Raw genomic sequence first — 23,834 nt, forward strand, 5'->3', positions numbered from 1 at the left:
CACTCAGCGTGCGCGAGTGCCAGCATCCCCGCGCCAAGTGTACGGCCGGTTGGTACGGGCCGGGCAAGGGCGGGCCTGCGATGTCGTGACGCCGGGCACATCGAACACGTCGACGTGTACGAGGGTGTCCCGCTCTGTCGGGAACATGCAGGCGCGGCCGACAGGGTTAGCGTCGGCTCATGAACGTGATGCGGGAAGGGTCCGGGCACGACGGGTCCGGCTGGGAGGAGCTGTCGCCGTACGTGGGGCGATGGCGGCTCCCGGGGTGGGACTGCACGGCGGGGCTCGTGGTGGGCGAGGACGCGGCGCTCATGATCGACGCGGGATCCGGCGTGCGCGAGGGCGCGTGGCTGCGCACGCGGGCGCGCCGGCTCCTCGGGGGCGGACGCGTCACACACCTCGCGCTCACCCATCCGCACTTCGACCATGTCTTCGGGGCGGCGGCGTTCGCGGGCGTGGAGGTCTTCGGCGCGGCGGGCGCCATGGGGGTCCCCCCGGTCGAGCGAAGCCGAGACTGGGGGAGGGTCCTCGCCGAAGGGCGGGAGGAGTTGCTGGCGGACGCCGTACGCAACGGCGCCGACCCCGAGGAGTCGGCCGAGGCGGCGGATCTCCTGATCCGCCCCCGGCATCTCGTCTGTGGCGAGTGGACGCTCGACCTGGGCGGCGGCCGGCAGGTCCTGCTGGCGAACGTGGGCCCGGGCCACACGGGCCACGACCTGGCCGTCCTGGTCGCCGGGACCGGCCCCGGCTCCCGCGCGATCGTCTTCTGCGGCGACCTGGTCGAGGAGTCCGGCGAACCCCAGGCCGGACCGGACGCCGTGCCCTCCCACTGGCCTGCCGCACTGGACCGCCTGCTGGCCCTCGGCGGCGAGGACGCGCTGTACGTGCCCGGGCACGGGGCGGTGGTGGACGCGACGTTCGTACGGGCCCAACGGGAGGCGCTGGCACGGCGCTTCGCGACGTTGTGAACAATGCTGCGACCGTGTCCCGGCGTGTCGCGGGGGGTACCCGTGCACACGGCCGTGACCTTCTCCTATCGTCATCCGAATGCGCCAGTACTCAGCGGACCTGACCCCTCCGTGGAAGAAGCCCACACCCGTGCCCGAGGTCGCGGCGGAGCCGGGGCTCGTGGTCGAGGAGCCCGGGACCGGGTTCTGCGGTGCCGTGATCCGCTGCGAGGCGGGCACGGTCACGCTGGAGGACCGCTTCGGCAAGCACCGGGTGTTCCCGCTGGAGCCGCGCGGCTTCCTGCTGGAGGGGCGCGTGGTGACGCTCGTACGCCCGTCCGCCGGGCCGGTACGCCCCACGCGCACGGCGTCGGGGTCGGTCGCCGTGCCGGGCGCGCGGGCCCGGGTGGCCCGCGCGGGACGCATCTACGTCGAAGGCCGCCACGACGCCGAACTGGTCGAACGGGTCTGGGGCGACGACCTGCGCATCGAGGGCGTCGTCGTCGAGTACCTGGAGGGCATCGACGACCTGCCCGCCATCGTCGACACGTTCGCTCCCGGGCCGGACGCGCGGCTCGGGGTGCTGGTGGACCACCTGGTGCCCGGCACGAAGGAGTCACGTATCGCGCAGGCCGTGACGAGCGAGTACGCGCTGGTCGTGGGCCACCCGTACATCGACGTGTGGGAGGCGGTGAAGCCGGCGTCCGTGGGTATCCCGTCCTGGCCGCGGGTGCCGCGCGGTCAGGACTGGAAGACGGGTGTCTGCCGTGCGCTCGGCTGGCCGGAGAACACGGGGGCCGCGTGGCAGCGGATCCTCGACTCGGTCCACTCGTACCGGGACCTCCAGCCGGAACTCCTGGGCCGAGTGGAAGAACTGATCGACTTCGTCACGACCCCGCCGGAGGAGTAGAACGTTTCCCTCGCCCACGTCTCGGGGCGCTGCCCCCGAACCCCCGCTCCTCAAACGCCGGAGGGGCTGATCCTTCAGCCCGTCCGGCGTTTGAGGACAAAGGGGGCGAGGGGGCGCAGCCCCCACGCGGGACGGGAACGGGTAGGGGCGGCGGGGGCGAGAAAAAGATCTAGTCCACCAGGTCGCGGACGATCCCGTCCGCCAGCAACCGCCCCCGCAGGGTGAGCACCGCACGCCCAGCCTCGTAAGGACCGGCCTGAAGCAGCCCCTCACCCACCGCCCGCCCAGCCGCCGCCAGCCCCTCCGCCCGCAGCAGCGACAACGGACACCCCGACAACAGCCTCAGCTCCAACAGGATCCGCTCGACCCGCCGGTCCTCCTCGGAGAGCAGCTCACGACCGGCCCCCGGGGACCGCCCCGCCGCCAACGCCCCCGCATACGCCCCGGGATGCTTGACGTTCCACCACCGCACCCCGCCCACATGGCTGTGGGCACCGGGTCCGGCCCCCCACCAGTCGGCCCCCCGCCAGTACAGCTCGTTGTGCAGGCACCGCCCGGCTTCGGAGGTCGCCCAGTTGGAGACCTCATACCAGGAGAAGCCCGCCTGCGACAGGCGATCCTCGGCCATCAGATAGCGGTCCGCGTGGACGTCGTCGTCGGTCATCGGCACCTCGCCGCGCCGGATGCGCCGGGCGAGCTGCGTCCCCTCCTCGACGATCAGCGCGTACGCCGACACATGGTCGGGCCCGGCGCCGATGGCCGCGTCGAGCGAGGCCCGCCAGTCGTCGTCGCTCTCACCGGGTGTGCCGTAGATGAGGTCGAGGTTCACATGGTCGAACCCGGCCGCGCGGGCCTCGGCGACGCATGCCTCGGGCCGGCCGGGGGTGTGGGTGCGGTCGAGGATCTGCAGCACGTGCTGCCGCGCGCTCTGCATCCCGAAGGAGATCCGGTTGAACCCGCCGGCCCGGAGCGTGGCCAGGTACGCGGGGTCCACCGACTCCGGATTCGCCTCCGTGGTGATCTCCGCGTCGTCCGCGAGCCCGAACTCGTCCCGGACGGCCCCCAGCATCCGTACGAGATCGTCGGCGGCCAGCAGGGTGGGCGTACCGCCGCCGACGAAGACCGTGCGGACGGGCCGCGGGTCGTCGCCGAGTACCTTGCGGGCGAGACGGACCTCGTCGATGAGGGTCTCGGCGTAGTTGTCACGGGAGGCCAGCACGCCTCCCGAGCCGCGCAGCTCGGTCGCGGTGTACGTGTTGAAGTCGCAGTAGCCGCAGCGCGTCGCGCAGTACGGGACGTGCAGGTAGAACCCGAGCGGGCGGTCGGCCGCGTCGGCCAGGGCGTGCGCGGGCAGCGCCCCGTCGTCGGGGACGGGCTCGCCGTCGGGAAGTGCGGAAGGCATGTCCTCCATTGTCCCGCACGCACGGCCGTCCCCCGCCCCGCAGGTACGCGGACGACCGCACCCCCCTCTGTTCCCCTACTCCGCCTGCAGCACCAGCAGCGCCAGGTCGTCCTCCGGCGGCTTGCCGCCGAACTCGTGCACCAGGCGGCGGATGCGCTCGGCGATCAGCTCGGCGTGCAGTCCCGCACAGCCGGTGAGCGCGGCGGCGAGCCCGTCCTCGTCGTCGAACTGCCGGTGTCCGTTACGGCGCTCCGTCACGCCGTCCGTGACACACAGCATGCTGTCGCCGGGCCGCAGCTCGAAGGTCCCGCAGCGGTAGCTGGCGTCCTCGAAGACCCCGAGGAGGGTCTGCGGCTGGGCCACCTCGCGGACCTCGCCGGAGGGCTCCAGGAGCAGCGGCAGCGGATGTCCGGCGGAGGCCACGGTGCAGCGCACGCCGCCCTCGACGGGGACGAGCTCGCCGTAGAGGAGGGAGAGAAACCGGTTCTGCGGGCCCTCGTCGGCGAGGCCGCGGCCGCCGTCCGCCACCAGGGCGCGGGCCGCGGCGTCCGCGGTCTCGGTGGCGTCGTCGAGGAGCAGCTGGTTGAGCCGGTCCAGGACGTCCGGCACGGCGTACCCCTCGCGGGCCAGCAGCCGCAGCCAGGGCCGGGCGAGGCCGATGACGACGGCCGCCTCGGGCCCTTTGCCCTGGACGTCGCCGAGGGCGAAGCACCAGCGTCCGTCGCCGGCGGGGAAGAGGTCGTAGAAGTCGCCGCTCGGGCCGCCCTTGTCGCAGGGCTCGTAGACGAGCGCGCTGCGCACGCCGGGGATCTCGGCGACCGCCCCGGGCAGCAACCCGCGCTGCAGCACCCGGCTGATGGTGGCCTGGCGGGCGTACTGGCGAGCCGCCCCGATCGCGAGGGCGACCCGGCGGCTGAGGTCCTCGACGAGGCCGGTGATCTCGTCGGGGAAGTGGTCCTGGCCGGCCCGTCCGATGACGAGGGCGCCAAGTGGCCGACCGCCCGCGATCAGCCGGAACGCCAGGGCCGATCCGTGCTCCGCCTTCGCGCCCAGGGCCTCGGCGGGCCAGGGCATCGGCACGGGTCCGGAGCGCGCCGACTCGGGCAGGTCGGGCGGGTCCTTCTCCAGCAGCCGGCGCAGTTCCTCCATGCGGTTCTCGCTGCCGTGCCAGACGCGGGCGAGGCGCGGTCCGCCGACGACGCCTCCGTCGGAGCGGCCCGGCGCCTCGTCCTCCAGCCACACCGCGCACCAGTCGGCGAGCCGCGGCACGACCAGTTGTCCGGTGAGCGCGGCGACCAGGTCCTCGTCGAGCTGTCCGCCGAGCAGGTCGGAGGCCTCGGCGAGGAAGGAGAGGGCGCCGCGGTTCAGCCAGTCCTGTTCCTGCACGCTGCGCCGGGGTGCGGGGGCGAGGATCTCGGCGGCCCGCTGTCCGCGCCGCAGCGCGTGTTCGCCCTCGTAGGCCTCCGCCGCCTCGGCGGTCGGGATCGTCTCCGCGGGCAGCCGCGCCCAGACGGTTTTCACGCCGGTGCGGTAGGTGATGCCCCAGGCGTCGGAGAGCGCGGAGACGAGCCGCAGACCGCGGCCGTACTCGACGGCGTCGTACGGCCGCCCGGCACTGTCGTCACGCACGACCCGCTCGGGGTGATGGTCGGAGACCTCGATGACAAGAGCCCGCTGCCACTCCCCACCCACCAACACATCCCGGCCCCCGCCGCGGCCACCCAAGGCGCCGCCCGCGGCAGCCCCCGGCCCGGTACCCGGTGCGGGGCCAGGCGTGAGGCCCGGTGCGGGGCCCGCCTCCCCTTCCGGCACGGAGGCCGGGCCGCCGTCCGGTACAGGAGCCGGGCCGCCGTCCGCCCTGCTCCCCGGCACGGCATCCGGCCCGGTGGTCGACGTGGATGTCGCCGCGAGGGCCGATGCCTCGCCCCCTGGGGCGTTCCGTGCGGCCCCCGTGCCCCCCGGCACACCCACCCCGCACTCCTCCGTGCAGGTGTCGAGGCGGCACAGTACCTCCACGTCCGTGCCGGCGTGTACGACGGCGTTCGTCACGAGTTCGCTGACGACCACCATCGCGTCGCCGACGAGCTGGTCGGTGATGAACTCCGTTCCGGGCAGGCCGAGTTCGGCCCAGCCGGCGAGTGTCGCGCGGACGAATCTGCGGGCCGCGGCCGGTGCGAGGGAGTTGCCCGGCAAGGACGTACGGGCCACCGTGTGCGGGCGCGCCGCAGCCCCAGGAGCACGGGACGCGGACTCCCGTTGCGTCGGAATGGCCCCCACGGTTCGTCTCCCTGAGCAGTTCGGACGAATACGCCCCAAGCGATGCAGACAGAGTGACAGACTGACTACGCCCATAAGCACCGAGTTACCGAAGTGGGCCACCATGAGTGAGAACAGTGCTATGCATGTGCTCGGAGACGGACAGATTCGCGCATCGGATCTGCGCCCCCTCCTGGCCGCCATGACATCCGCCCGGGACGGCGACTTCAGCAAGGTGCCCGAGACGACGGGGCACGGCATCGTGGCCGAGCTGGGCATGGTGTTCAACCAGATCCTGGACCGGAGCACGCACTTCAACGCGGAGGCCCAGCGGGTCCGTCGGGAGATCGTGCGCCACGGCCGGCTGGACGAGCGGCTCGCCGCGAGCCCCGGTCAGGGCCACTGGACGACCCGGATCAACGACGTGAACCAACTGCTCGACGCCCTGGTGGCACCGGCCGCCAACGCGACCCGTGTCCTGGACGCGGTGGCGGGCGGCGATCTGACCCAGCGCGTCGACCTGCACGACGGCAACCGTCAGCTCCGGGGCGATCTGCGGCGCCTGGGACGGGCCGTCAACAAGATGGTCGACCAGTTGTCCCTCTTCACGGGAGAGGTCACCCGGGTGGCGCGCGAGGTCGGCACCGAGGGCCGCCTGGGTGGCCGGGCCAAGGTGACGGGCCTGTCGGGCAGCTGGCGGGACGTGACCGAGGCGGTCAACACGATGGCGTCCCGGCTGACCGCGCAGGTGCGTGACATCGCCCTGGTGACCACGGCGGTGGCGCGCGGTGACCTGACCCGCACGGTGACGGTCGAGGCGACCGGTGAGCTGCTGGAACTGAAGCTGACCGTGAACACGATGGTGGACCAGCTCTCCGCCTTCGCCGACGAGGTCACCCGGGTGGCCCGCGAGGTCGGCACGATGGGTGAACTGGGCGGCCGGGCCCAGGTGCGCGGCGTGTCCGGGGTGTGGAAGGACCTGACCGACAACGTCAACTTCATGGCCTCGAACCTGACCTCGCAGGTCCGCAACATCGCCCAGGTGACCACGGCGGTGGCCAACGGCGACCTGAGCCAGAAGATCACCGTCGGCGCCCAGGGCGAGATCCTGGAGCTGAAGTCGACCATCAACACCATGGTCGACCAGCTCTCCGCCTTCGCCGACGAGGTGACAAGGGTCGCCCGCGAGGTCGGCACCGAAGGAAACCTCGGCGGCCGGGCCCAGGTGCGCGGCGTGTCCGGGGTCTGGAAGGACCTCACCGACAACGTCAACTTCATGGCGGACAACCTCACCTCGCAGGTCCGCAACATCGCGCTCGTGTCCACCGCCGTGGCCCAGGGCGACCTCGGCAAGAAGATCACGGTGGAGGCGAAGGGCGAGATCCTGGAGCTGAAGTCGACCATCAACACCATGGTCGACCAGCTCTCCGCCTTCGCCGACGAGGTGACAAGGGTCGCCCGCGAGGTCGGCACCGAAGGAAACCTCGGCGGTCAGGCCCAGGTGCGCGGCGTGTCCGGGGTCTGGAAGGACCTCACCGACAACGTCAACTTCATGGCCCTGAACCTGACCTCGCAGGTCCGCAACATCGCCCAGGTGACCACGGCCGTCGCCAACGGCGACCTCTCCAAGAAGATCACCGTCGACGCGCGCGGCGAGATCCTGGAGCTGAAGGACACCGTCAACACGATGGTGGAGCAGCTGCGCGCCTTCGCCGACGAGGTGACGAGGGTGGCGCGCGAGGTCGGCACCGACGGGCGGCTCGGTGGACGCGCCCAGGTCCTCGGCGTCTCCGGTGTCTGGCGCGACCTCACCGACAACGTCAACTACATGGCGGACAACCTGACTTCACAGGTCCGCAACATCGCGCAGGTCGCCACCGCGGTGGCCCAGGGTGACCTGTCGAAGAAGATCGACGTCGACGCGCGCGGCGAGATCCTGGAACTGAAGTCCACCATCAACACGATGGTGGACACGCTGTCGTCGTTCTCCTCCGAGGTCACCCGGGTGGCCCGCGAGGTGGGTTCCGAGGGGCAGCTCGGCGGTCAGGCGCGGGTCGAGGGCGTGTACGGCACCTGGAAGCGTCTGACGACGAACGTGAACGAGCTGGCGTCGAACCTCACCACCCAGGTCCGCGCGATCGCCGAGGTGGCGTCCGCGGTGGCCCAGGGCGACATGTCCCGCTCCATCACGGTGGAGACGCAGGGCGAGGTCGACGAGCTCAAGGACAACATCAACCTGATGGTGGCCAACCTCCGCGAGACCACCCGCGCCAAGGACTGGCTGGAGTCGAACCTCGCCCGCCTCGCCGCCCTGATGCAGGGCCACCGGGACCTGATGGAGGTCGCGGACCTGATCCTGCGCGAGCTGACACCGCTGGTGAACGCGCAGTACGGCGCCTTCTTCCTGGCCGACCCGGAGATGGACAAGACGACCCTGCAGACGGCCCTGCCCATCAAGGGGCTCGCCTTCATCGCCGGGTACGGCTCGGCGCAGAGCGCCACGGTCGACACGGTCAGCATGCCGGTGCACGGGCTCGTACGGCAGGCCGCGCGCGAGAAGAAGCGGATCCTGATGGAGGAGGCCCCGGCGGACTACATCAAGATCAACAGCGGTCTGGGGGAGGCGGCGCCCGCGAGCGTCGTCATCATCCCGATCCTCTTCGAGGACAAGCTGCTCGGTGTCATCGAGCTGGCCTCGTTCTCCCGCTTCTCCGACGTCCACCTGGCGTTCTTCGACCAGTTCGTGAACACCATCGGCGTCGCGATCAACACCATCATCGCCAACTCCCGTACGGAGTCACTGCTCGGCGAGTCCCAGCGCCTCGCGATCCAGCTGCAGGACCGCTCCGACGAACTCCAGTCCCAGCAGGCCGAGTTGCGCCGCTCGAACGCCGAGCTGGAGGAGAAGGCGGCCCTGCTGGCGACCTCCTCGCAGTACAAGTCGGAGTTTTTGGCGAACATGTCGCACGAGCTGCGCACCCCGCTCAACTCGCTGCTGATCCTCGCCCGGCTGCTCTCCGACAACCCGGACGGCCATCTCTCCGACCAAGAGGTGCAGTTCGCGGCGACGATCCACCGCTCGGGCTCGGACCTCCTCCAGCTCATCAACGACATCCTCGACCTCTCGAAGATCGAGGCCGGCCGGATGGACGTACGTCCCAAGAAGCTGCCGCTGATCAAGCTGCTCGACTACGTGCACGCCACCTTCCGGCCGCTCACCCTCGACCGGGGGCTCACCTTCGAGGTCGAGGTCGGCGAGGACGTGCCGCGCGAGATGTTCTCGGACGAGCAGCGGCTCCAGCAGATCCTGCGCAACCTCCTGTCGAACGCGATCAAGTTCACCGCGTCGGGCCGGGTCGAACTGCGCGTCAGCCGCGTCGAGAACCCCGAGCCGCACTTCACCCGGGAGAGCAGCGACAACGTCGTCGCGTTCGCCGTCTCCGACACCGGCATCGGTATCGCCCCGGAGAAGCTGCCGGTGATCTTCGAGGCGTTCCAGCAGGCCGACGGCACGACGAACCGCAAGTACGGCGGCACGGGCCTCGGACTGTCCATCAGCCGGGAGATCGCCGGACTGCTGGGCGGCCGCATCATCGCCGAGAGCGTGCCCGGCGAGGGGTCCACCTTCACGCTGTACGTGCCGGTCGTCAGCCCCGGGCACCTGCCGACCGGGCCGGACGTCGAGGACCAGGCCCTGTCCCTGCCCGAGCAGTTGTCCGTCGAGCCCTTCACCGTCCACGACCAGGACGACAGCTGGCCCGCGCCCACCAAGCTGGAGGCGTGGAAGACGGGCCGTGCGGGCCAGGTCCTGCCGGGGCGGCGGGTGCTGATCGTGGACGACGACATCCGCAACGTCTTCGCGCTCACCCATGTACTGGGCCGGGTGGGGATGCCCGTCCTGTACGCGGAGAACGGCCGCGAGGGCATCGAGGCCCTGGAGCGCAATCCCGACGTGGGACTCGTCCTGATGGACATCATGATGCCGGAGATGGATGGTTACGAGACCATCTCCGTCATCCGCCGCACCCCGCGCTGGGCCGGACTTCCCATCGTCGCCCTCACCGCCAAGGCAATGCCGGGCGACCGTGAGAAGTCCATCGCGCGCGGTGCGAACGACTACGTACCCAAGCCGGTGGACGTCGACCAGCTGCTGACCGTCGTCTGCGCCCTCCTGGACCCCGAGGGCGCGGACGACCAGGAGCAGGGGGACTCCACCGGTACCGTCACCGCGGGCGCCGGCACCTCGGAGGAACCCGCCGTCCCGCCGACGACCGAATGAGGCAGGCAATCGATCACCATGAGCACTGAGGCATCGACCGACGAGCGCGCCAGCATCCTCCTCGTGGACGACATGGAGGACAATCTGATCGCACTGGAGGCCGTCCTGGGGTCCCTCAACGAGCCGCTCGTACGCGCCCGTTCGGGTGAGGAGGCGATGAAGGCCCTGCTGCGGCAGCGGTTCGCGGTCGTCCTGCTCGACATCCGGATGCCGGGCATGGACGGGTTCGAGACCGCCGCGAACATCAAGCGGCTCGACCAGACGAAGGACGTGCCGATCATCTTCCTGACCGGCACGGACTCCGACGCGGGCTACGCGTTCCGCGGGTACGCCACCGGGGCCGCCGACTATCTCACCAAGCCGTTCGACCCCTGGGTGCTGCGCGCCAAAGTCACCGTCTTCCTCGACCTGCACCGCAAGAACCAGCAGCTGGAGCGGATGCTCGCCCACGAGCAGGCGCAGTTCGACGAACTCACGCAGCGGCTGCACGCGATCGAGACCACCATGTCGGCCAGCGGTCTCACCGACATGGCCGAACTGCGCCGGCACATCCGCCACATGGAGGACCTCCTGCGCGAGATGCGCAGGGGGCGAGGCCTGTGACCCCGCCCCCTGCCCGGCCCACCGGGACCGCACGAACGGCTACGCCTCGCGGGCGACACCCGCAGGCCCCGGGCACGCCCCGCATCACCGCTACGCCTCGCGCGTACCCGCGTACATCTCGTCGATCAGGTACTTGACGCATCACCGCGGGGGGCGACCCCCGCACCCCCAGCAGGCCCCGGGCGCGCCCCGCATCACCACTACGCCTCGCGTGTACCCGCGTACATCTCGTCGATCAGGTACTTGTACTCGCGCTCGACGACCGGGCGCTTGAGCTTGAGGCTCGGGGTCAGTTCGCCGTGCTCGATGTCGAGGTCGCGCGGCAGGAGCTTGAACTTCTTGATGGTCTGCCAGCGCTGAAGACCCTCGTTGAGCGTCCTGACGTGCTCGTCGATCAGCTCGACCGTCGCGGGCGCCGCGACGACCTCGGCGTACGACTTGCCGCCCAGGCCGTTGTCGGCGGCCCAGGTCAGGATGGACGGTTCGTCGAGGGCGATGAGCGCGGTGCAGAAGTTCCGGTCGGCGCCGTGCACGAGGATGTTGGACACGTACGGGCAGACGGCCTTGAACTGGCCCTCGACCTCGGCGGGCGCGATGTACTTGCCGCCGGACGTCTTGATGAGGTCCTTCTTGCGGTCGGTGATCCGCAGATACCCGTCCGGGGACAGCTCGCCGATGTCACCGGTGTGGAACCAGCCGTCGGACTCCAGGACCTCGGCGGTCTTCTCGGGCAGCCCCTGGTAGCCCTCCATGATGCCGGGGCCGCGCAGCAGGATCTCGCCGTCGTCCGCGATCCGCACCTCGGTGCCGGGCAGCGGCTTGCCGACCGTGCCCGTGCGGTACGCCTCACCGGGGTTCACGAAGGAGGCCGCGGACGACTCCGTGAGCCCGTAACCCTCCAGGATGTGGATTCCGGCGCCCGCGAAGAAGTAGCCGATGTCGGGCGCGAGGGCGGCGCTGCCGGAGACGCAGGCGCGGAGGTTGCCGCCGAAGGCCTCACGGATCTTGGCGAAGACGAGCGTGTCCGCGACCTTGTGCTTGGCCGAGAGGGCGAAGGGCGCGGAGGCGACACCGGTACGGCGGAAGTTGTCCTGGGTGGCCTTCGCGTACTCGCGGGAGACCTCGGCCGCCCACTGGAAGATCTTGTACTTGGCGCCGCCGCCGGCCCGTGCCTTGGCCGCGACCCCGTTGTAGACCTTCTCGAAGATCCGCGGCACGGCGGCCATGTACGTCGGCTGCACGACCGGCAGATTCTCGATGATCTTGTCCACGCGGCCGTCGACGGCGGTGACGTGCCCGACCTCGATCTGGCCGGACGTGAGCACCTTGCCGAAGACGTGCGCGAGCGGCAGCCACAGGTACTGGACGTCGTCCTTGCCGACCAGGCCGGTCGCGGCGATGGCCTTCGCCATGTACGACCAGTTGTCGTGCGGCAGCCGGACGCCCTTGGGGCGGCCGGTGGTGCCGGAGGTGTAGATGAGGGTGGCGAGCTGGTCCTTGGTGATCGCCGCGACCTTGTCCTTGATCAGGTCGGGGTTCTTCTCCAGGTACGCGGCCCCGCGCTGCTCCAGCTCGGCGAGGCCGATCACCCAGTCGCCCTCGCCGTCGGCGGACTCGACACCGGCGGAGTCGATCACCACGACGTGGGACAGCTCGGGCAGCTCGGCGCGCTTCTCCCGCGCCTTGGCGAGCTGCTCCGCGTCCTCAGCGACCAGCACCCTGCTCTCGGAGTCGGAGAGGATGAAGGCCGACTCGTCGGACTTGGTCGACGGGTACACGGTCGTCGTCGCCGCGCCGGCGCACATGATGCCGAGGTCGACGAGGATCCACTCGACGCGGGTGGAGGAGGCGAGCGCGACGCGCTGCTCCGGCCGCACGCCCAGCTCGATCAGGCCGGCCGCGATCGCGTAGACCCGCTCGGCCGCCTGCGCCCAGCTGAGCGACCTCCACTCGTCCGGCCCCTCACCCGAGGCCGCGGGCACCGGGTAGCGGTACGCCTCGGCGTCCGGCGTGGCCGCCACGCGCTCCAGGAAGAGGGCCGCCACGGACGGCGGACGGTTCTCGATCAGGGTCTGTGTGTCGCTCACGACATCCTCCGGGGCCCGCGACAGTGCGTGACTGGCTCGTAGCGGTTAGCTCAGTAGCGGTCGTTGTTTAACTCGCGAGTAACGTCGAGTGGTGATCAGAGTAAAGCCCGTCCGCCCGGTGCGTAAGAGGCGGCGGCCTGTCACTTCCTACAGAGCGCGGGCGGAATACGGCAGTCCGTACACGACACGGGCCCGCCGCGCGAACGCGCGACGGGCCCACGTTTTCGGGCCTGACCCGACGGTTGCTGAGGGCTACTTCTTCCCCTTGCCACTGCCGGCGTTCTCGTCGCTGGACAGCACGGCGATGAAGGCCTCTTGCGGAACCTCCACAGAGCCCACCATCTTCATCCGCTTCTTGCCCTCCTTCTGCTTCTCCAGGAGCTTGCGCTTACGGGAGATGTCACCGCCGTAGCACTTGGCGAGGACGTCCTTGCGGATGGCGCGGATGGTCTCGCGGGCGATGACCCGGGAGCCGATGGCCGCCTGGATGGGGATCTCGAACGCCTGGCGCGGGATGAGCTCGCGCAGCTTGGCGACGAGCCGCACCCCGTACGCGTACGCCGCGTCCTTGTGGGTGACGGCCGAGAAGGCGTCGACGCGGTCGCCGTGGAGCAGGATGTCGACCTTGACCAGCGAGGCGTCCTGCTCGCCGGTGGGCTCGTAGTCCAGGGAGGCGTACCCGCGGGTCTTGGACTTCAGGTTGTCGAAGAAGTCGAAGACGATCTCCGCGAGGGGCAGGGTGTAGCGGATCTCGACGCGGTCCTCGGAGAGGTAGTCCATGCCGAGGAGGGTGCCGCGGCGCGTCTGACACAGCTCCATGATCGAACCGATGAACTCGCTGGGAGCGAGGATCGTGGCCCGGACGACCGGCTCGAAGACCTTGTCGATCTTGCCCTCGGGGAACTCGCTCGGGTTGGTGACCGTGTGCTCCTTCCCGTCCTCCATGATCACGCGGTAGACCACGTTGGGCGCGGTGGCGATGAGTTCGAGGTTGAACTCGCGCTCCAGGCGCTCACGGATGACGTCGAGGTGCAGCAGCCCCAGGAAGCCGACGCGGAAGCCGAAGCCGAGGGCCGCGGAGGTCTCGGGCTCGTAGACCAGGGCCGCGTCGTTGAGCTGGAGCTTGTCCAGCGCCTCGCGCAGGTCGGGGTAGTCGGAGCCGTCCAGCGGATAGAGCCCGGAGAAGACCATCGGCTTGGGGTCCTTGTACCCGCCGAGGGCTTCAGTCGCACCCTTGTCCTTGCTGGTGATCGTGTCACCGACCTTGGACTGACGGACGTCCTTCACGCCGGTGATGATGTAGCCCACCTCGCCGACGCCGATGCCGTCGGCCGGGGTCATCTCGGGCGAGGAGACGCCGATCTCAAGGAGCTCGTGCGTGGCGCCGGTCGACATCATCTTGATGCGCTCACGCTTGTTGAGCTGCCCGTCGATGACACGGACGTAGGTGACCACGCCACGGTACGAGTCGTAGACCGAGTCGAAGATCATCGCGCGAGCGGGGGCGTCGGCGACCCCGACCGGAGCCGGTACATCCCTGACGACCCGGTCCAGCAGCGCGTCCACGCCGACGCCGGTCTTCGCCGAGACCTTGAGCACGTCCTCCGGCTGGCAGCCGATGAGATTGGCCAGCTCCTCGGAGAACTTCTCGGGCTGCGCGGCCGGCAGGTCGATCTTGTTCAGCACCGGGACGATGGTGAGGTCGTTCTCCATCGCCAGGTAGAGGTTGGCGAGGGTCTGGGCCTCGATGCCCTGGGCCGCGTCCACGAGCAGGACGGTGCCCTCACAGGCCGCGAGCGACCGCGAGACCTCGTACGTGAAGTCGACGTGCCCGGGGGTGTCGATCATGTTGAGGATGTGGGTGTTGCCCGGATCCTCGGTCGGCGCCCAGGGCAGCCGCACCGCCTGGGACTTGATGGTGATGCCGCGCTCGCGCTCGATGTCCATGCGGTCGAGGTACTGGGCGCGCATCTGCCGCTGGTCGACCACCCCGGTCAGCTGGAGCATCCGGTCGGCGAGCGTGGACTTGCCGTGGTCGATGTGCGCGATGATGCAGAAATTGCGGATCTGAGCCGGGGCGGTACGGCTCGGCTCGGGCACATTGTTAGGGATCGCGGGCACGCAGGGTCCTGTCTCTTGAGGCGCCTGTCGCCTCGGGTCGGATCGATACGTAGGCTCCATGGTCCCACGGGCGGCGAGGTGCGACCGGTTTGGGCCGTCAGCGGGGCGACTGCTAATCTGGGCAGCTGTGTCTCCTGCCCTCTCTGCGGGGGACACGCAGGAAACGCAGGAAATTCAGAAGAGAAATCACCGGCGCATGGGACTCACCGTCGTGAGACGCCCCGTCTCGTGCGCCTGAACCTGAGAAGGCTCATTCGTGGCGAACATCAAGTCCCAGATCAAGCGGATCAAGACCAACGAGAAGGCTCGGCTGCGCAACAAAGCCGTCAAGTCCTCGCTGAAGACCGCGATCCGCAAGGCCCGTGAGGCTGCTGCCGCGGGTGACGTCGAGAAGGCCACGGCCGCGCAGCGCGAAGCCTCGCGCAAGCTGGACAAGGCCGTCTCCAAGGGCGTCATCCACAAGAACCAGGCCGCCAACAAGAAGTCGGCGCTTGCTTCGAAGGTCGCCTCCCTCAAGGGCTGAACCTCTGCCGAGTACTGGGCCACGGCCCCGCACTCACTTGATTCGAAGTGATTCGAACGCCGGAAGGACCTGAGCGGGCCCTCTCTCATCCGCTCCCGACCGGCACCCCGACTCGTACGCGACTGCGTTCGCCACGCGGGTACGAGTCCCCAGCGTGAACCGAACCCCGGTTGCCCGCCCCGCGAGGGGCGCACAACCGGGGTTCGTCTTTGCTGTTCAGCCCGAAGGGGACCCAGGGAAGAGGGCCGGGCTTGCCTTTCAGCCTTTTCGCCTGCGGGGGCCGGGGCGCGTCCTTGCCTTTCAGCCCGTCCGGCGTTCGAGGACGAGGCCGTTCAGGCCGATGGGGGTCCGGGGGCCTGCCCCCGAGTCAGTAAGGATGGGAGTCCCCCGCTCGAGCGAAGCCGAGGGTGGGGGAGGGCAAGGGCGGCGGGGGCGAGAGTCCCCGCCCCGCCGGCAACGGCTAACCCCGCCGCATCCGGGCCGCCCGGGCGACCGTGACGACCGCCTTCTCCAGCGCGTACTCCGGGTCGTCGCCGCCCCCCTTGACCCCCGCGTCCGCCTCCGCGACGGCTCTCAACGCGACCGAGACACCGTCGGGCGTCCACCCCCGCATCTGCTGCCGAACCCGGTCGATCTTCCAGGGCGGCATCCCCAGCTCCCGGGCCAGATCGGCCGGCCGCCCGCCCCGTGCGGAGGAGAGCTTCCCGATGGCCCGCACCCCCTGCGCCAGCGCGCTGGTGATCAGGACGGGCGCGACCCCGGTCGACAACGACCACCGCAGCGCCTCCAGCGCCTCGGCCGCCCGCCCCTCGACCGCCCGGTCGGCCACCGTGAAGCTGGAGGCCTCCGCCCGGCCGGTGTAGTACCGCCCGACGACAGCCTCGTCGATCGTCCCCTCGACATCCGCGACCAGCTGGGTCGTCGCGGACGCCAGCTCCCGCAGGTCGCTCCCGATCGAGTCGACGAGCGCCTGGCACGCCTCGGGCGTCGCCGACCGCCCCAGCGCCCGGAACTCGGCGCGCACGAAGGACAGCCGGTCCGCCGGCTTCGTCATCTTGGGGCACGCGATCTCCCGCGCCCCCGCCTTGCGCGCGGCGTCGAGCAGCCCCTTTCCCTTGGCGCCCCCCGCGTGCAGCAGCACGAGCGTGATCTCCTCGGCGGGAGCGCCCAGGTACGCCTTCACGTCCTTGATCGTGTCCGCCGACAGATCCTGCGCGTTGCGCACCACCACGACCTTGCGCTCGGCGAAGAGCGACGGGCTCGTCAGCTCGGCGAGCGTGCCCGGCTGGAGCTGGTCCGACGTGAGGTCCCGTACGTCGGTGTCCGCGTCGGCGGCGCGCGCGGCGGCCACCACCTGCTGCACGGCGCGGTCGAGCAGGAGGTCCTCCTGCCCCACGGCGATCGTGACGGGAGCGAGCGGATCGTCTTGTGCAGAGTTCCTGGCCATCGCGCCCAGCATCCCACGCACCACCGACAACGGGCCCGCCGCTACGGCTCCCCTACGGCTCCTCGCGCCAGCCGTCCCACTCCCGCACGAACTCGTCCAGCTCCCGCGCGTCCAGCCGCTCGTTCTCGTCGCGCAGCACGAGCAGCCACTGCGCGTCCTCGGCATCGTCCTCACCGGCCAGGGCGTCCCGTACGAGCTGGGGCTCCTCGTCCAGGGCGAACTGCTCACCGAGCGCCTCCGCCGCCTCCTGAGCGGCATCGCGGTCGGGCAGCACCAGTACATGTCTCACGTCGCTCACCCGGCCATTTTCCGGCACCGGCACAGCGCCTCGCACCGGGGGGCGCCCGCTCAGCCCTTGGGGACGATCTGTATGTCCAGGTCGACCGTGATGCTCGTTCCGACCATGGCGATACCCCGCGCGAGCATCGACTGCCAGCTCACCGTGAAGTCGTCGCGCCGCAACTCGGTGGTGGCCCGGCAGGCCGCCCGTACCTCGCCCTCGGTGCCGTTGCCGACCCCCAGGTACTCCGTGTCGAGCGTGACCGTCCGCGTCACCCCGTGCAACGACAGCGCCCCGGTGACACCCCACCGACTGCCGCCCCGGTGCGTGAACCGGTCGCTGTAGAACTCCACCGTCGGAAACCGGTCCACGTCCAGGAAGTCAGCCGACTTCAAATGCCCGTCCCGCGTCCTGACGTTGGTGTCGATCGACCCCGCGTCGATCACCACGTGCATCGCCGACTCCTCCACGTTCTCCGCCACCCGCACGATCCCCGCGAAGGTGTTGAACCGGCCCCGTACCCGGGCCATCCCGATGTGCCGGGCCGTGAAGCCGATCGAGGAATGGGTCGGCTCGATCTCCCAGTCCCCCGGCGCCGGTAACGCGGGGGGTGGCGCGGGATTGAGTGTCACGTCGCCGAGCGCGGCCACCTCGTTCGCCGGCACGGTGACATTCGCCCGGTACGGGGCGTGCCCCTCGGCCGACACCGCGAGGCGGTACTCACCGGCCGGCACCGTCACCAGGAAGGACCCGAAGGGATCCAGCTCCCCGCCGACCACTCTGCGCCCCGCGGCATCCGTGACCAGGAACTCCGCGTCCGGCACCGGCTGGTTCACCGGATCCAGCACCCGGCAGCCGAGCACACCGGCGCCCTCGGGCAACGGCACCGAGGCGAGATGGCCCGCCTGCGCCCGGTTCGTACGGTTCCCCAGCCAGCTGCCGACCATCTGCGACCCACCCTCGCGTCAACACACGCTGTGAAAACACTCGTTGTTGGGGAGGTATTCGACCACTGATGCGACTTTCGAGGCAACAGGCGACTACATCGCAGGAAACCAGCGCATGTGCTGGTACTACGCACGAGTAGCCCGAATTGACTGTTCCGCTTGCGCCCTCCCCTCAGTCGCCGCTTTTCCGGACAACCGGGACACGCTCCAGCGCGATCCCGAACCGCTTCCTGTACGTCTCCAGTACCTCCTCGTCCGAGACCAGTTCCTCCGTCTTCTTCCCGCCGCCGGGGTCCGTGACCGTGAGAGTGCGCCCGCTGAGCGTGACCCGTCCGCCGTCCTCCGTGACCCGCGAGCAGACCGGCGACCGGGTGAAGTGCGACGCCGGCGAGGTGCTGTGCCACCAGGCCCCCGCCACGAAGTCCCCGAGCACCCGCGGCCGTGTCTCCAGCCGGTACTGGGACTTGCCGTCCCGCACCACCTCCAGGTCCCCGAACTCCCCTGCGCTGCCCCGCACCCCGGCCGGATCCGCCCCGGCCACGATCACCCGGAACGCACCCGCCGGATCCGTCTGCTCCCCCCGCTCCCCGAAGGCCAGCGGGTAGTGGCTGTGCGCCCCGAACCCGACGTCGGCCAGCCAGTCGCCCCCGTCCACCGTCCGCACCCGCAGCGCCAGATGGTCGTAGGGAATCCCGAGCCGCTCCTCCTCGCCGTAGACCCGCCCCGCGAGCAGCGTCACATCGAAGCCCAGCGCCTTGAGCAGCGCGCCGAACGCCCCGTTCAGTTCGTAGCAGAAGCCGCCCCTGCGGGCGCCCACCACCTTGTCCAGGAGCGGTTTCTCCTCCAGCACGATCTCCTCACCGAGGTGGATCGACAGGTTCTCGAAGGGCACGGTCAGCAGGTGTCGCAACTGCAGTTCACGGAGTACGTCGGCGGTGGGCCAAGCGGGGTGGGTGACGCCGATCCGGCGGAGGTAGGCATCGACCTGTGCGGGTTTCATACCCTCAGTCTCGCGTGATCAGCAGGCGATCGTCTCCTCCTCCCACGGTTACCGCCCCGTCCACATCGGTGCGCAGCACCTGCGCGCCCCCTGCTTCCAGTGCTGCCGTCGTGCTCGGTGCCGGATGTCCGTAGGGGTTGCCGGCGCCGCACGAGATGAGCGCGAGGCGTGGCGCCGCCCGTCGTATGAGGTCCGGGTCCTGATGGGCCGAACCGTGGTGAGCGACTTTCAGAACATCCACGGCTTCCAGAGCGAGCCCGGCCGGCGATCTCAACAAGGCCTGCTGAGCGGGTGGTTCGAGATCCCCGAGCATCAGCATCGTCAACCCCGCCGACCGGACGAGCAGGGTGACGCTCGCGTCGTTCGGCCCCTCCGGCTCCGGCCCCGGCACCGGCCAGGACCCCGGGGCCGCACTCGGCGGCGGCCACAGCACCTGCCAGTCGAGCCCGCCCGTACGACGCCGTTCTCCCGCCACCGCCCGCGTCACCGGAATGCGCCGGACCGCGGCCTGCCGGTGGACGAATTCGGCCTGGTCCAGTGGCTCCTCCAGGCCCGTCGTCTCGATCGCGCCCACGGAACGCCCGCGCAGCACACCCGGCAGCCCCGCCACATGGTCCGCGTGGAAGTGGGTCAGTACGACGAGGGGAACCCTGGTGATGCCGAGCGCCCTCAGACACCGGTCGACGAGTATCGGGTCGGGTCCCGCATCCACCACCACCCCACTGCCGTCACCCGCCGCGAGGACCGTCGCATCGCCTTGACCCACATCGCACATCGCAAAGCGCCAGTCGGGCGGCGGCCACCCGGTGATCACCCGGGTGAGAGGCGGCGGCTGCACCGTCACCAGCAGAAGCAGCATTCCGCAGGCACCGCTCAGCCAGGGATGCCGCAGAAGCCTGCGCCCGACGAACACGAGGGTGGTGATCGCACCGGCGAGCAGCAGCGCCCCCGTCCAGCTTCCCGGCCAGTCGATGCCTGCGCCCGGCAGGGCCGCACCCGCCCGGGCGATGTCCGCGATCCATCCGGCGGGCCAACTCGCGCACCAGGCCAGCACTTCCGCGACCGGCATCGCCCAGGGAGCCGTGGTCAGCGTCGCGAAGCCCAGCACCGTGGCCGGCGCGACCGCGAACTCCACGAGCAGGTTGCACGGCACCGCCACCAGACTGACCCGCGCCGAGAGGACGGCGACGACCGGCGCGCACACCGCCTGCGCGGCGCCCGCGGCCGCCAACGCCTCGGCCAGCCTCGGCGGCACCCCGCGCCCGCGCAGCGCCGCACTCCACCGCGGGGCCAGCGTGAGCAGCGCGCCCGTGGCGAGCACGGAGAGCAGGAAACCGTAACTCCGGGCCAGCCAGGGGTCGTACAGCACCAGCACGAGCACCGCCGTGGCCAGCGCCGGGACCAGCGATCTGCGGCGCCCGGTGGCGATGGCCAGCAGGGCGATCGATCCGCAGGCGGCGGCCCGCAGCACACTCGGGTCCGGCCGGCACACGATCACGAAGCCGAGCGTGAGCGCACCCCCGCACAGAGCGGTCGCCCGCAACGGCAGGCCCAGCCGGGGCGCAAGACCTCGGCGCTCGATCCGCTGGGCCCGGCCCGGTGGTCCGATGAGCAGGGCGAGCACGATCGTGAAGTTGGCCCCGCTGACAGCGAGGATGTGCGTGAGATCGGTCGCTCTGAACGCCTCGTCCAGCTCCGGTGTGATCCGGGAGGTGTCGCCGACCACCAGTCCCGGCAGCAGCGCCCGCGCGTCCGGCTCCAGCCCGTCGGTCGCCGCCCGCAACCTGCCGCGCAGCTCTCCGGCGAACCGCTGCGTGGCGGACGGCTGCCCGACCACCGTGGGTGGCCCGCCGCCGCGCACACGGAGCACCGCCGCGATCCGGTCTCCGCCGCTGAGCGGGGGCGCGACCTGTGCCGTCACCCGTACCCGGGTGGAGGGGAGGAGAGAGAGCCAGGGCGAGCCCGCCCTCCCACGGGCCGCCCCCGGTTCCGGACCTGAACCCGAGTCCGGCCTCGGCTCCGGTCCCGGACCCGAGGCCGACGTCGGCTCCGGTTCCGAACCTGGCCCCGGTCCCGAACCCGGCTCCGGCACCGGTCCGGCCCCCGGCCTCGCTCCCGGCCCCGGCCCAGCTCCCGATCCCGTTCCCGCGTCCACGATCAGCAGTACCGGCGTGCGGGTTCGCGTCACCGTCCCGTCCGGTCTCTCGACGTGTCTGACCTCGGCGTCGAGCAGGATCGCGGTCGGGGCCGCGTGGTTCCCCTTGATCCGGGGGCGGGTGAGCCGTGGGTCCGAGGTGACCTCCACCTCGGCGGTCACCCGGTCGTACTGCCGCGCCGCCTCCGGGATCGGCCCCCTGCGCAGATCCGCACCGTGCAGCCCACCGGAGACGGCCGCGGCGGCGACACAGAGCAGCACGGCAGCGGCGGAGGCCTTCGACCAGGACGACCGGAGCAACCGACGCGGCCACGAGGCCCGGGACTCAGGCCCCGGCTCCGGCCCCCGCCCCGGCTCCGGTTCCGGTTCCGGTTCCGGCTCCGGCTCCGGCTCCGGCTCCGGCTCCGGCTCCGGCTCCGGCAGTCGCAGTCGCAGTCGCAGTCGATCAGGCCTCGCGCCCCGCACACGGTCTCGTCCCGTGAGCAGGAGCCGTCCGGCCGCGATCACGCAGAGCGCGACCACACCCGCGACCCACCCCGGCGGTGCGTCCAACACCACCGCCGCTGTCGCCCATGCCGCCAGCGCCGGTGGGACCAGACGCAGATCCGTCGGACCCTCCTGCCGAGGATGCGCGGCACCGAGCGGACTGCCGGAGACCGCGTGTACGGCCGGCCGATTCGTCGGGCCCCTCATGGCCGTACGAGATTCCGCAGATCGGCGAAACGGCGGTCGCCGATTCCGTTCACCTCGCGCAGCTCGTCGACCGTACGGAAGCCGCCGTGCCGACCGCGGTAGTCGATGATGTGCTGCGCCAGCACAGGGCCGACACCCGGCAGCGTGTCCAGCTGTTCCAGAGTGGCCGTGTTGAGGGCGACTGGAACGACCGCGGCGGAGGCGGCCCCACCGGGAGCCACGACACCCGGACCCCCCGGACCTCCCGGACCTCCCGGACCTCCCGGACGTCCCGGCGTCCCCGGCGCTCCCGGCGCTCCCGGTCCCGCCGCCGACGACGCCCCGACCACCACCTGCTCACCGTCCACCAGGAAACGCGCCCGGTTGAGGCCTTCGGTGTCGGTGCCCGGACGCACCCCGCCCGCGGCTTTCAGCGCGTCGGCGACCCGGGAACCGGCCGGCAGCCGATGGACACCCGGTTCACGCACCTTGCCGCTGACGTCCACCACGAGTGCCGTGGGGACCGCGCCCGCAGGCGCCCCGGCGGCAGCGGTGGTCCCGGCCGCCGCCTTCTGGCCGGCCGCGCCCCCCTCCTCGTACGGAACAGCGGCCCGAACGATCTCCGGAGCCCGCACCGGCTGCGTACGCCCCGACCAGAAGTGCTGTACGGCGAGGACCGCCGCGACGACCAGCACCACGGCGAGCGCGGCCACGCTCCTGCGTTCCAGACCGCACCTGGACTGAAGCCACAGCGGCATCCGCTCCCGGACGGCGAGCCCGGCCCGCCGCCGCCACGCGGGCCGGGCAGCAACCGGACCGTCGGACTCCCCGAGCACCCCATCAGCAACCGAGGCCCGCGCCTCGGCCTGAGCGACGACTTGCGTTTCGGCTTCGTCCCTCGCCCCACCCGCACCCCACTCCCCCGGCGGCCCATGCCGCAACTCCCCGCGCACCCTCTCCCGTTCAGGCCCAGGACCGGGCCCAGGACCGAAGAGTGTCTCCGCGCGCAGGCGCAGCGTCTCCGCCGAGGTTTCTCGGCGCCGGGACCTGTCGTGGTGGAGCCGGCGGCGGTGTCGTGCACGAACGTCGGAGGCCGGGCCGCGGCCCGGTCCACTGGTGGCTGTCGTGGTCCGTGAAGCTGATCGAAGTGGCATGGGACGAGAATCGGGCACCAGAGCCCATCCCCGATGATCTTGCTCAATTCCCGTGGATTACCACCCGGTTGTGGATAACTCCACCACCCGCCCGAGTCGGAGCACGACTCAGAACACCCACTCCCCACACAAGCCCGCACACCAGCCCGCACACCGGCAGGACATCTCACCGAGGTGAGACAACCGCCCCCAGCAGCCCCGGCCCCGTGTGCGCCCCGATCACCGCTCCGACCTCGCTCACGTGCAGTTCGGCCAGCCCGGGAACCCGTACTCTCAGCCGTTCCGCGAGCGCCGAGGCTCGGTCGGGGGCGGCGAGATGGTGGACGGCGATGTCGACCTGGGCGCTCCCGGCCCGTTCGGCCACGATCTCTTCGAGGCGGGCGATCGCCTTGGTGGCGGTCCGCACCTTCTCCCGGAGCTCGATGCGCCCGCCGTCCAGTTCGAGCAGCGGTTTGACGGCCAGCGCGGAACCGAGCAACGCCTGCGCCGCCCCGATCCGTCCGCCCCGGCGGAGGTAGTCGAGGGTGTCGACGTAGAAGTAGGCGTAGGTGCCCGCGGCCCGTTTCTCCGCCGCTGTGACCGCTTCGTCGACCGTGCCGCTGGCCTCCGCGGACTCGGCGGCCGCCAGTGCGCAGAAGCCGAGGGCCATCGCGACCATCCCGGTGTCCACCACGCGCACGGGCACGGGAGCCTCGCGTGCGGCGAGGACCGCCGCGTCATAGGTGCCCGAGAACTCGGAGGACAGATGCAGCGAGACGATGCCGGTGGCGCCGGACTCGGCGACGCGGCGGTAGGTCTCGGCGAAGACCTCGGGGCTGGGCCGGGAGGTGGTGACGGACCGCCGCTTCTGCAGGGCGAGGGCCAGGGAGCGGGCCGAGATCTCGGTGCCCTCTTCGAGCGCCTGGTCGCCGAGGACCACGGTCAGGGGCACCGCGGTGATGCCGTGGCGCTCCATCGTCCGCGGCGGCAGGTAGGCCGTTGAATCGGTGACGATCGCGACATGGCGGGACATGAGCTGGAGATTACCTGTCAGTGGACGTGGAAGGCAGCC

16 protein-coding genes are annotated in these 23,834 nt (G+C 70.9%); 5 read left to right on the forward strand and 11 right to left on the reverse strand.

The genetic code is table 11. The features are described 5' to 3' along the window. Positions 1-179 precede the first annotated feature (179 nt). Both IE278_RS27270 and IE278_RS27275 read left to right on the forward strand, forming a co-directional pair. Positions 180-968, forward strand: coding sequence for an MBL fold metallo-hydrolase (locus IE278_RS27270; protein ID WP_246570715.1), 789 nt, complete (start codon positions 180-182; stop codon positions 966-968). Between the two features lie 79 nt (positions 969-1,047). After that, positions 1,048-1,857, forward strand: coding sequence for a DUF3097 domain-containing protein (locus IE278_RS27275; protein ID WP_189775919.1), 810 nt, complete (start codon positions 1,048-1,050; stop codon positions 1,855-1,857). A 169-nt stretch (positions 1,858-2,026) separates the two neighbouring features. On the opposite strand, the gene hemW is transcribed toward IE278_RS27275, so the two are convergent. Both hemW and IE278_RS27285 read right to left on the reverse strand, forming a co-directional pair. Further along, the gene (gene hemW / locus IE278_RS27280) at positions 2,027-3,259 is read right to left on the reverse strand and encodes a radical SAM family heme chaperone HemW (RefSeq protein ID WP_189775920.1); all 1,233 of its coding nucleotides are present in this window, start codon (positions 3,257-3,259) and stop codon (positions 2,027-2,029) included. Between the two features lie 75 nt (positions 3,260-3,334). Next, positions 3,335-5,536, reverse strand: a complete 2,202-nt coding sequence (locus tag IE278_RS27285) for a SpoIIE family protein phosphatase (protein WP_246570717.1) — start codon at positions 5,534-5,536, stop codon at positions 3,335-3,337. A gap of 181 nt (positions 5,537-5,717) precedes the next feature. Here IE278_RS27285 and IE278_RS27295 point away from each other — a divergent pair, with 181 nt between their 5' ends. Continuing rightward, positions 5,718-9,794, forward strand: coding sequence for a HAMP domain-containing protein (locus IE278_RS27295; RefSeq protein ID WP_246570725.1), 4,077 nt, complete (start codon positions 5,718-5,720; stop codon positions 9,792-9,794). 18 nt (positions 9,795-9,812) lie between these two features. Next, complete coding sequence (locus tag IE278_RS27300) at positions 9,813-10,397, forward strand: response regulator (protein ID WP_189775921.1); 585 nt, start codon at positions 9,813-9,815, stop codon at positions 10,395-10,397. 200 nt (positions 10,398-10,597) lie between these two features. Here IE278_RS27300 and IE278_RS27305 read toward each other — a convergent pair whose 3' ends face one another. Beyond that, positions 10,598-12,484, reverse strand: a complete 1,887-nt coding sequence (locus tag IE278_RS27305; RefSeq protein WP_189775922.1) for an AMP-dependent synthetase/ligase — start codon at positions 12,482-12,484, stop codon at positions 10,598-10,600. Between the two features lie 252 nt (positions 12,485-12,736). Further along, positions 12,737-14,605 (reverse strand): translation elongation factor 4, encoded by a 1,869-nt coding sequence (lepA, locus tag IE278_RS27310; RefSeq protein WP_107016310.1) that lies wholly within the window; start codon positions 14,603-14,605, stop codon positions 12,737-12,739. 256 nt (positions 14,606-14,861) lie between these two features. On the opposite strand from lepA, the gene rpsT reads away from it, so the two are divergent. After that, positions 14,862-15,128 (forward strand): 30S ribosomal protein S20, encoded by a 267-nt coding sequence (gene rpsT / locus IE278_RS27315; protein WP_107016309.1) that lies wholly within the window; start codon positions 14,862-14,864, stop codon positions 15,126-15,128. A gap of 460 nt (positions 15,129-15,588) precedes the next feature. Here rpsT and holA read toward each other — a convergent pair whose 3' ends face one another. The 7 genes from holA to IE278_RS27355 form a co-directional block, all read right to left on the reverse strand. Then, positions 15,589-16,575: a DNA polymerase III subunit delta gene (gene holA / locus IE278_RS27320; RefSeq protein ID WP_189775923.1), complete on the reverse strand. Its 987-nt coding sequence runs from the start codon at positions 16,573-16,575 to the stop codon at positions 15,589-15,591. Positions 16,576-16,627: 52 nt separating this feature from the next. Beyond that, complete coding sequence (locus tag IE278_RS27325; protein ID WP_189775924.1) at positions 16,628-16,873, reverse strand: hypothetical protein; 246 nt, start codon at positions 16,871-16,873, stop codon at positions 16,628-16,630. 50 nt (positions 16,874-16,923) lie between these two features. After that, a complete protein-coding gene (locus IE278_RS27330) occupies positions 16,924-17,802 on the reverse strand; it encodes a YceI family protein (protein ID WP_189775925.1) in 879 nt (292 codons plus the stop codon). A gap of 172 nt (positions 17,803-17,974) precedes the next feature. Then, positions 17,975-18,802, reverse strand: a complete 828-nt coding sequence (locus tag IE278_RS27335) for an arylamine N-acetyltransferase family protein (RefSeq protein WP_189775926.1) — start codon at positions 18,800-18,802, stop codon at positions 17,975-17,977. Between the two features lie 4 nt (positions 18,803-18,806). Next, positions 18,807-21,650, reverse strand: a complete 2,844-nt coding sequence (locus tag IE278_RS27340) for a ComEC/Rec2 family competence protein (RefSeq protein WP_246570727.1) — start codon at positions 21,648-21,650, stop codon at positions 18,807-18,809. Beyond that, a complete protein-coding gene (locus IE278_RS27350; protein ID WP_189775927.1) occupies positions 21,647-22,783 on the reverse strand; it encodes a ComEA family DNA-binding protein in 1,137 nt (378 codons plus the stop codon). The genes IE278_RS27340 and IE278_RS27350 overlap by 4 nt, the downstream gene beginning before the upstream one ends. A 166-nt stretch (positions 22,784-22,949) precedes the next feature. Next, on the reverse strand, positions 22,950-23,795 hold the full coding sequence (locus tag IE278_RS27355) for a DegV family protein (protein ID WP_189775928.1): 846 nt from the start codon (positions 23,793-23,795) through the stop codon (positions 22,950-22,952). Positions 23,796-23,834 lie beyond the last annotated feature (39 nt).

The organism is Streptomyces tauricus, assembly GCF_014650955.1.
Taxonomy (GTDB): domain Bacteria; phylum Actinomycetota; class Actinomycetes; order Streptomycetales; family Streptomycetaceae; genus Streptomyces; species Streptomyces tauricus.

Coding starts and splice junctions, on each gene's coding strand:
- IE278_RS27270 (WP_246570715.1), top strand. CDS start 180: ATGAACGTGATGCGGGAAGGGTCCGGGCACGACGGGTCCGGCTGGGAG.
- IE278_RS27275 (WP_189775919.1), top strand. CDS start 1,048: ATGCGCCAGTACTCAGCGGACCTGACCCCTCCGTGGAAGAAGCCCACA.
- hemW (WP_189775920.1), bottom strand. CDS start 3,259: ATGCCTTCCGCACTTCCCGACGGCGAGCCCGTCCCCGACGACGGGGCG.
- IE278_RS27295 (WP_246570725.1), top strand. CDS start 5,718: ATGACATCCGCCCGGGACGGCGACTTCAGCAAGGTGCCCGAGACGACG.
- IE278_RS27300 (WP_189775921.1), top strand. CDS start 9,813: ATGAGCACTGAGGCATCGACCGACGAGCGCGCCAGCATCCTCCTCGTG.
- holA (WP_189775923.1), bottom strand. CDS start 16,575: ATGGCCAGGAACTCTGCACAAGACGATCCGCTCGCTCCCGTCACGATC.
- IE278_RS27330 (WP_189775925.1), bottom strand. CDS start 17,802: ATGGTCGGCAGCTGGCTGGGGAACCGTACGAACCGGGCGCAGGCGGGC.
- IE278_RS27335 (WP_189775926.1), bottom strand. CDS start 18,802: ATGAAACCCGCACAGGTCGATGCCTACCTCCGCCGGATCGGCGTCACC.
- IE278_RS27340 (WP_246570727.1), bottom strand. CDS start 21,650: ATGAGGGGCCCGACGAATCGGCCGGCCGTACACGCGGTCTCCGGCAGT.
- IE278_RS27350 (WP_189775927.1), bottom strand. CDS start 22,783: ATGCCACTTCGATCAGCTTCACGGACCACGACAGCCACCAGTGGACCG.
- IE278_RS27355 (WP_189775928.1), bottom strand. CDS start 23,795: ATGTCCCGCCATGTCGCGATCGTCACCGATTCAACGGCCTACCTGCCG.